The sequence below is a fragment of the Algoriphagus sp. 4150 genome (genome assembly GCF_031457395.1).
In the GTDB taxonomy this organism is placed as follows: domain Bacteria; phylum Bacteroidota; class Bacteroidia; order Cytophagales; family Cyclobacteriaceae; genus Algoriphagus.
Genome location: NZ_JAVDWS010000046.1, coordinates 1 through 10,134 on the forward strand (window position 1 = coordinate 1; position 10,134 = coordinate 10,134).

General features: G+C 38.8%; 3 protein-coding genes. All 3 read left to right on the forward strand.

From position 1 onward, the window contains the following. Positions 1-339: phosphopantetheine-binding protein (locus J2X69_RS24305; protein WP_310109347.1), on the forward strand; the 339-nt coding region annotated here is incomplete at its 5' end. Positions 340-452: 113 nt separating this feature from the next. After that, entirely contained in the window at positions 453-9,242 is an 8,790-nt protein-coding gene (locus J2X69_RS24310) for a non-ribosomal peptide synthetase (protein WP_310109351.1), read from the forward strand. Between the two features lie 184 nt (positions 9,243-9,426). Continuing rightward, the coding region (locus J2X69_RS24315; protein WP_310109354.1) for a condensation domain-containing protein at positions 9,427-10,134 on the forward strand (708 nt) is incomplete at its 3' end.

Consider the following 10,134-nt stretch of genomic DNA (forward strand, 5'->3'; position numbering starts at 1 on the left):
AAGCTTGACAAGCGTTCCTTGCCGGAAGCGGACTTCAGTTCGCAGCAGAGTTATGTCGGTGCCCGTACTGAGACCGAGTCCGTTCTATGCGGGATCTGGCAGGAAGTTCTAGGTGTTGGGCGTGTGGGAGTGACGGATGATTTTTTCAGAATAGGGGGGAATTCTATTTTGGCAATTCAATTATCGCATCGCATGGGTAATGCACTGGGATGTGAGATAAAAGTTGCGGATGTGCTGCTTTCAAAAAACATTGAAATGATCTTAAAGCATATAATTGCATCATCGGCAGAAGAAGAGGGGGAAGAATGGGAATTCTTTAAAAAGAAAGATGTTAATTGAAGATTTCTTCTATTTTTACCAAAGTAGAAGAAATGTCTGGTAGCATGTCATTTTAAATGAATGTCTCGTGCAGATTTTGTTAATGTAATGTAGAACAAGCTAAAAAAATATTGATGAAAAATATTCACACTTTTTTCAATGAAATGAAGCTTCTAGGTGGGGCCATTTGGTTTGATGGGAGTGTTTTAAAGGTTTTTCTTTCCAAAAAATTTCAAACAAAAGAGCGAAAGGACTTTATTGTCACCAACGAAAAAGAAATTCTTCTCATTCTTAAGGATAATGAAGTTTATTCAAAAGAGGATTTTAAAAGGATAAGGATATTCAAAGATGTTAGTGCTAATTTTTTTTTTCTTAGTTCAGCCCAGGAGCGTTTGTGGTTTATTGAGCAGTACGAAGGCGGAACAAATGCATATCATATTCCTTCGGTTTTCGAAGTTGCTAAAACTACAGATGTTGGTGGTATCAGGTATGCCATTCAGCAGGTTGTTTCCAGACATGAGGCTTTACGGAGCACGCTGGCTAAGGATGATAATCATCAGGGGATTCAGATTGTTCACAATGAACCATTGGTCATTGAAGAGGCAGAGACTGGGAGTGAGGTTTTTGAAATGCTTTTAAAGGAAGATATTAATCGTCCTTTTGATTTGAGTTTGTCGTATCCCATCCGGGTGAAGTTTTATTTTGTAGGACCGAGCACATTGTCTTCCTCGTTTGAAAAAATCATTTTGTTGATTAACATCCACCATATTGCCTGTGATGGTTGGTCGATGGATATATTTCAGAGGGAGTTACTAGCATATTATGAGGCTTACTGCAATCAAGATGTTGGTTTTAATCTGCCTCCGATAACAATCCAGTATAAGGATTATGCTTTATGGCAACGTGCTTATTTGACAGGCGAGGTTTTAAATAGTCAATTAAGTTATTGGAAGAATAAACTGGTAGGTTATCAGTCATTGGAATTGCCTACAGATTATGCGAGACCCAAGACAATTGACTATAGTGGAGCTCAGCAGACATTTGAACTAAGTCGCGAGACAAGCATCAGACTAAGGACTCTGGCCAGGGATTATGGAGTTACGTTGCACAGCGTTTTATTGACCAGCGTTGCTGTTTTATTAAACAAGTATACGGGTCAGGAGGACATTGTCATTGGTAGTCCGATCGCGAATCGTCATCATCGCCAGACAGAGGGTCTTATTGGATTCTTTGTCAATATGCTTGTCAACAGGACACAACTGAGCAGCAATCAAAGTTTTAAGGATTTGATACAGCAAGTTCACGCAGAGCAGGTCTTGGCACAACTTAATCAGGATCTTCCTTTTGAGAAGTTGGTTGATGAGTTAGGAGTGGAGAGAGATACCTCCCGCCATCCGATCTTTCAGGTCATGTTCGTCGTGCAGAATTTTGGCAACGATACTAAATGGAATGAATATTTCATGCCTTTTACAGGATCGCTGTCCCTTCAGGTAGAAAAATTTGATTTATCTATTTTCATTGACGATGACCAAGAGGCGCTTTCAGGGAGGATCAGCTATGCGGCCAGTTTATTTCATTCAGATACAATTGCTCGTTTGATTGATCACTATTGTTATCTCCTTGATCAATTGTCTTGTGCATGTGAAAAGCCATTTTCGTCAATAAGCTTGTTGAATTTGGATGAGTACAATAAGCTTGTTAATGAATGGAATGAAACCGAAACAGATTTTCCACGAGATCAAACGATTCACCACTTATTCGAGCAGAAGGCAGAAAAGTCTCCCTACAGTGTAGCACTGATTTTTGAGAACAATGCCATATTGTACAAAGAATTGAATGAAAAAAGTAATCAGCTTGCAAGACATATCAGAGAACAATATCAAAAGAGAATGGGGTATGAAGTCAAAAAGGATACTCTCTTTGTTCTGTATTTGGAAAGAGGGCCAGAATTAATTATAGGAATTCTTGGAATTCTTAAAGCGGGTGGGGCTTATGTTCCAATCGATACACATTTTCCGCAGGCAAGAATTGATTATATCCTTGAGGATACTCATGCAGAATTTGTTTTATGTCAGCGATTGACATATTATAAAAGCAGAATACCTGATCACAAAGCACTCTATATTGATGGAGCTGAGCCTTTTTTTAAAACAGCAGACACTTCAAATCTCTTACTGTCTCATGCAGCCACAGATCTTGCCTATGTAATTTATACATCGGGTACAACAGGAAAGCCAAAGGGGGTAATGATTGAACATCAAGCAGTGCTGAGCCTGGTGTGTAACGACTACATTCAGATAAGTAGAAACGACGTCTTTGCTTTTTTATCGTCACCAGTTTTTGATGCAGCAACTTTCGAAATATGGACACCATTGCTAAGAGGGAATACATTAGTAATACCAGTTGGATTAAACGATCTTGTATCAGATATCGGTAGCTTTAGTAAATTTCTTAAACTACATCAAATCACCATTCTATGGTTGACTAAAACCTTGTTTGAGAATTTATACTATTTAGATCACACACTGTTTAAAAGTTTGAACTATCTTATTATCGGTGGAGAAGCACTTGATAAAATTATTGTAACAGAATTTGTCAAAAAAAAATATACGCCTCTCCATTTTTTGAATGGTTATGGCCCAACAGAAAGCACGACGTTTACTTGTACCTGGGATCTAAGTACTCCTATCACTACAAAGAATGTACCGATTGGAGTTCCAATAAAAAACCGCTTTGTGTATGTGCTGTCACCTGATTTAACTACCATGCCTATTGGGGTGACAGGCGAACTATTTATCGGCGGTGCAGGGTTGGCTAGGGGCTATCTCAATGATATAGAATTAACAGAGAAGCATTTTATTACCAATCCTTTTACAACTAGGACAAATCAAGCAAAAGATAGTCGACTGTATAAAACAGGTGACTTGGTGCGTTGGCTTTCCAACGGAACTCTTGAATATGTCGGAAGGAATGATGATCAGATAAAAATTAGCGGATATCGTGTCCAACTGAAAGAAATTGAGAATGCATTAATGCGGATTGAGGGTGTTATACAGAGTACGGTCCTGATGAAGGAAAGAGGTACAGATGCAGGCATTGTTAAGTATTTGGTGGCTTATTATGTGCTTGATAGAAATATATCTCGTAAAGAATCAGATGTGCTAGAAAGTTGGGAAAACCTTTACAATTTGGAATATGAAAAAAACGTAAGACAAGAAAATGTGTATGCCGATTTCTCGGGTTGGAATAGTTATATCTCAGGAGAACCAATTCCTTTGTCCGAAATGTACGCATGGAGGAACAATATTCTATCTATCATAAAAAAATTGGCTCCGGGGAATGTATTGGAGATTGGAGTAGGATCTGGGTTACTTATGTATCCCTTACTTGAATATGTTGAAAAATATACTGGTCTGGATTTATCTCAATCAATTATCGAAAGGCATCAGGCTAATTTTAAACAGTTTAATTTCAATGTCGAATTTTATCACTTGAGAGCGGATGAAATTGATCAACTTGATCCTGATGTTTTGTATGACACTATTATAATGAATTCCGTCTCTCAGTATTTTCCGAGTATTGGTTATTTTGAGAACGTTATTACCAAAGCAATTGAAAAGCTATCCAGCGGAGGGTCGATTTTTCTTGGCGACATTAGAAATTATGATCTTCACAGAGCGCTCATTGAAGAACGATTGGACTACAGGAAACAAGCTTGGACACCTTCCATGATTGATGAGATTGTTTCCAAGGAGAATGAATTTTTAGTTAGCCCACAGTATTTTCTTCAGTTGAGGGACGAATTTGAGAATTTGGATATTCACGTTGTCGAACGGGAGGAAGGATACGATAATGAGTTAAGTAGGTATCGATACGATGTAGTTATTTCCCTTAAAAAAAATGTATCAAAAGGTCGACCGATCCGAATTGATCATAGTTCGGGATTATTATCCAAAAGAGAGTCCAGCAATTATTGCAACATACCTTATCTTAATAAATTAAGCGAAATTGAGATATTGGATCAGCTGGCTGAGATGTTACCCGACTATATGATGCCAAGCGCGTTGATAGCGCTGGAGTCCATGCCGCTGACAATTAACGGAAAGCTAGATAGAGATTCTTTACCGGAATTGGATTTTTCAGTGCAGCCAGATGGGTATATTGCTCCAGAGAGAGATGAGGAGATAGGTGTATGTTTGATCTGGCAGCAGGTACTGGGTGTGGATAAAGTCGGACTTAATGATGATTTCTTCAAGATTGGCGGTAATTCGATACTAGCTATACGTTTGTCTCATCGAATGACGGGTTTTCTGGGATATAACGTAAGAGTTTCTGATATCTTCAATTATAAATGCATATCCCAATTATTACTCCAGGGTATAAAGCATACTTTGACTGGTATTGCCAAAACACAATCCAATCAATCTGTTTTATCATTTGCCCAGGAGCGTTTGTGGTTTATTGAGCAGTACGAAGGCGGAACAAATGCATATCATATTCCTTCGGTTTTCGAAGTTGCTAAAACTACAGATGTTGGTGGTATCAGGTATGCCATTCAGCAGGTTGTTTCCAGACATGAGGCTTTACGGAGCACGCTGGCTAAGGATGATAATCATCAGGGGATTCAGATTGTTCACAATGAACCATTGGTCATTGAAGAGGCAGAGACTGGGAGTGAGGTTTTTGAAATGCTTTTAAAGGAAGATATTAATCGTCCTTTTGATTTGAGTTTGTCGTATCCCATCCGGGTGAAGTTTTATTTTGTAGGACCGAGCACATTGTCTTCCTCGTTTGAAAAAATCATTTTGTTGATTAACATCCACCATATTGCCTGTGATGGTTGGTCGATGGATATATTTCAGAGGGAGTTACTAGCATATTATGAGGCTTACTGCAATCAAGATGTTGGTTTTAATCTGCCTCCGATAACAATCCAGTATAAGGATTATGCTTTATGGCAACGTGCTTATTTGACAGGCGAGGTTTTAAATAGTCAATTAAGTTATTGGAAGAATAAACTGGTAGGTTATCAGTCATTGGAATTGCCTACAGATTATGCGAGACCCAAGACAATTGACTATAGTGGAGCTCAGCAGACATTTGAACTAAGTCGCGAGACAAGCATCAGACTAAGGACTCTGGCCAGGGATTATGGAGTTACGTTGCACAGCGTTTTATTGACCAGCGTTGCTGTTTTATTAAACAAGTATACGGGTCAGGAGGACATTGTCATTGGTAGTCCGATCGCGAATCGTCATCATCGCCAGACAGAGGGTCTTATTGGATTCTTTGTCAATATGCTTGTCAACAGGACACAACTGAGCAGCAATCAAAGTTTTAAGGATTTGATACAGCAAGTTCACGCAGAGCAGGTCTTGGCACAACTTAATCAGGATCTTCCTTTTGAGAAGTTGGTTGATGAGTTAGGAGTGGAGAGAGATACCTCCCGCCATCCGATCTTTCAGGTCATGTTCGTCGTGCAGAATTTCGGGAATGCAAGAAAGGAGGTAGACTCAAGTAAGAAGTACATTACACCATTGGGAGAGCCACCAGTTTATGATGTGGAAAAATTTGATTTATCTATTTTCATTGACGATGACCAAGAGGCGCTTTCAGGGAGGATCAGCTATGCGACCAGTTTATTCCACTCCGATACAATTGGCCGATTGGTGCATCATTATAAATTCTTGTTGAACCAGTTAGCCCATATTCCGGAAAAAGCATACAGCGAACTTGGATTGCTTTCTGATAGTGAAAGACATCACATCATATTTGAATGGAATAATACTGATCGGTTCTATCCCAAAGACAAAACGATTCATCAGCTATTTGAAGAACAGGTAGAAAAAGCCCCTGACCGTCCAGCATTAATTTTTGAGGAGTATGTGTTGACCTATCATCAATTAAATGTGCTTAGTAACCGACTGGCCCACTTTATTCGGCATCAATATAAAAGGAAATCCAATATGGAGATGCCTCCAGGAGCTCCTATTGGATTGTTTTTGGATCGTAGCTTGGAAATGATCATTGGAATTCTGGGGGTATTAAAAGCAGGAGGAGCTTATGTTCCTTTGGATATTTCATTTCCACAAGAACGCATTGACTATATTCTGGACGACTCGAAGGCTATGCTCATACTAAGTCAAAGAGAGTTGCTTAAAGATGATCGGTTGAAATTGCTACCTGAGATGGTTATTGACATTGACCTAGGTGAGGCGTTTTATCATGAAGAGAATGAAGGGAATCTGTCTTTGACCAGTTCATCGACGGATTTAGTGTACGTATTGTACACATCAGGAACAACGGGACGTCCCAAAGGTGTCATGTTGGAACATTTTTCAGTGTGCAACAGGATTTTGCATATGATTGAATATTCAGAAGTCAATTCGGACGACTTTCACTTACTTAAAACTAACTACGTATTTGATGTTTCATTTGGAGAAATTTTTACTCACCTCTGTGTAGGTGCTAGGGTGCAGGTAACTCGGCATATTTTTGATATTTCGGAATTGAATGAGTTGCTCACCAATTACAAATTTACGTCAATTCATCTAGTTCCATCTCAATACGATCTACTTGCCTCAACGATTGACGTGATCGGACTAACTAAAATTTATTTCAGTGGTGAGGCTCTGACGGAAAAAATTGTTTCCAGTTTAACTCATCGTCCAATCAGAATTTATAATTATTATGGCCCTACAGAACTAGGGGAGATAACAGTATCCACTGTTACAGCACCAAACATGGCGAATGTGATTGGTAAGGTATTTCCCAATTCCAGAGCCTATATTTTGGATGTTAATAAAGTCCCAGTGCCCGTTGGGGTTGTAGGTGAATTGTACGTGGGTGGTGATGGCGTTGCGAGAGGTTATTTAAATAAAGATGAATTGACCAAGGAACGTTTTGTTAGCAACTTTTTCGCAACGGATGAAGATGTTTTAAAGGGTTACACGAGGTTGTATAAAACTGGAGACATGGTACGATGGCTTTCCGATGGCAATTTGCAGTTCGTCGGGAGGAAAGATGAGCAGGTAAAAATCCGCGGGTACAGGATTGAACTGGGTGAAATTGAAAATGCGCTTCTTCAGGTTCCAGACATCAGAAAAGTCTGTGTCTTGGTCAAGGCACGTCAAACAACCTATGGCAGTATCAAGTACTTAGTGGCGTATTATGTTTCAGATAATACCAATGTGAGTTATGCCTCTATTGCTGAGGCCATGTCCTTTCAACTACCCAATTATATGATTCCCGATTATTTTGTTGCCATGGAATCTTTGCCACTTACGGTTAATGGAAAATTAGACAAACGCTTGTTACCCGATCCAGATTATGGTTCGCTACAAGAATTTATTGCGCCGGCTACAAAAATTGAGAAAATACTATGCGGTATTTGGCAAAAAGAGTTACAGTTGGATAAAGTGGGGATTTCAGATGAATTCTTTAGAATTGGTGGTAATTCAATCCATACCATTGTGATGATTGCTAAGATAAAAAAAATGTGGAACGTGGAAATTAGTGTAAAGGAGTTGTTTCTCAATACTACTGTACAAATGATAGCCAAACTGATTCATCAGAAAATAAGCTCTAACACGTCGACCACTGAATCGATCGGAGTTGGTGCATCACTGAGCTTATCGTCTGAAAACTTATATGATGCTTTAAAAAACCAGGTTTGGCGATACCTAAATTTCACAAAAGGAATACACTATTCATCGAACTCGATGATTAAAAAAGATCTTCAAAATGTTAATCAACGGGCGATGTCCGAAGCGATAAATTCATTGGTTGAGCGACACGAGAGTTTGCGGACTTTATTCGTTGACAGGGCAGGGCGGGTATTTCAAAAAATATGTGCTTCGGACTTATTAAAGCCTCATTTGGTGTTTGTTGATATGTCTGATTTGAAGGAGAAAGAAATTGAATTGAAATTACTCATCGAAAGTACATACAACCATTTATTTGATTTTGAGAATGAGCCGTCGTTTAAGAGCACATTGGTTAAGTTTGACGAGAATAATTATATTTTGATTTTTGTCATTGATCACATTATCCATGATGCTCATTCTTTGAATCTTATTGCAGATGAGCTTTTCATATTGTATGAAGCTTATTGCAGTCAATATTCAAATCCACTGCCGGCTTTGAAATTACAACTCAGGGACTATGCACTTTTTGAAAAGCAGCATTATAAAAACCCTAAACTGGCTTTTCATGAATCCTTTTTTGATAGTCTGTTTAGTAATCCACCGCGTAAGCCCGAGATTTGTGTAGTAAAGACTCAAAAAGTGAACGGTGATTTTACGAAGGCAAGACATGATGGAGTAAAGGGGGGGGGGTATCGATTTGCTGTTTCTGAAGAACTGTTAATGGGAATTCAGAAAATATCATCAGATTGTAAAATTTCGGTTTTTAACTTCATGTTGGCAGCGTATTGCACTTTTCTTAGCAGGGTTAGTGATCAAAACGACTTTATCGTGGACACGCCCATGTCAACTCGAATCAATCAGGATTTTTCCAAAATTATAGGGTGGTTAACAGGTACACTTGTATCAAGAATCAAGATTGAAAAAACGAAATCTTTTGGGGAGTTGCTGCTATTGTGTCAAAAGCAGATAGTTGATTCCACGGACCATATTTATTATCAGGAATATGGGAAACATTTGAAGACGGACTGGGATCAAATAGCGACCCAACTAAATCTTGTCTTGGATAACTCGTCCTTCGAAAGCAGGCATTTGGCATTGGGTCATCATAGTATGGGAAAATTGTATTTTGATATTGCTTTTGTTATGGTAGTATTTAACGATGGAATATTGATTGATTGTAATTACAAGTACGAGGCGATTGATCCTTCAGCGATTGAGGCGGTTTGTGGAAAATTTATTGATGTTTTGGATGAGGTAATTTATCTGGGTAAACAGTAGTGATAACTCTTTAAGAGCGCTCTATCAATTGAATATTAAAAGTCTGATGATGTTGTTTTATTAAATGCTATATTAATAGAGTTATTTGATAATCGACTGTCTGTTGTATGAATATTAAACGGTTTGCATTGAATATGCATGTCAGATAGGTGTCGTGTAATTGAAATAATAGATTAATAATCTAATGGATATTATTTATAATTTTTTAAATGACTTGCGCCATGAAGGTGGAGCGATTTGGCTGGAAGGTGTCGTGCTTCGTCTGACTACCCCTACAAAGTTTCAAACTGATGAGAATAAGGTTTTTATAGCTGAGAACAAGAGTAGAATAATGGACATTCTGAAGGACAATGATATTTTATCTAGGTATTCTTTCCTAGATAAAGTTGTCTTGCGAATGAAAGGTGTAACAGCTTATTCACTAAGTGCTGCTCAGGAGCGATTATGGTTTATCGAACAATTTGAACAAGGGACGAATGCATACCATATTCCGGTGGTATTTGAATTGGGGGAAATGACAAGTGTTTCAGCGTTACAATATGCCCTCCGTCAGATTGTTGAACGACATGAAGTGTTGCGCAGTACTATCGAACAGGGAGAAGACCGTCAGGGCATCCAGGTTGTTCATACTGATCCTCTTCCCATAGAAGAGGTGACACTGGCGGAAGGAGATAATTATGAGTCACTGATTACAGAAGACATCAACCGTCCTTTTGATCTGAGTTCGGAGTATCCTGTGAGGGTAAAGTTTTACAGGATTCCGTCGGATCCGGAAGAGCGTATCGTATTGATGGTTAACGTTCACCACATTGCCAGCGATGGTTGGTCGAGCGAGATATTCCAGCGCGAACTGTTTTTGTATTATGAAGCTTATGAGCGGAATGATACGGGA

Excerpts from the sequence above, each read along its gene's own strand:
- J2X69_RS24310 (WP_310109351.1), top strand. The coding sequence starts at position 453 with ATGAAAAATATTCACACTTTTTTCAATGAAATGAAGCTTCTAGGTGGG.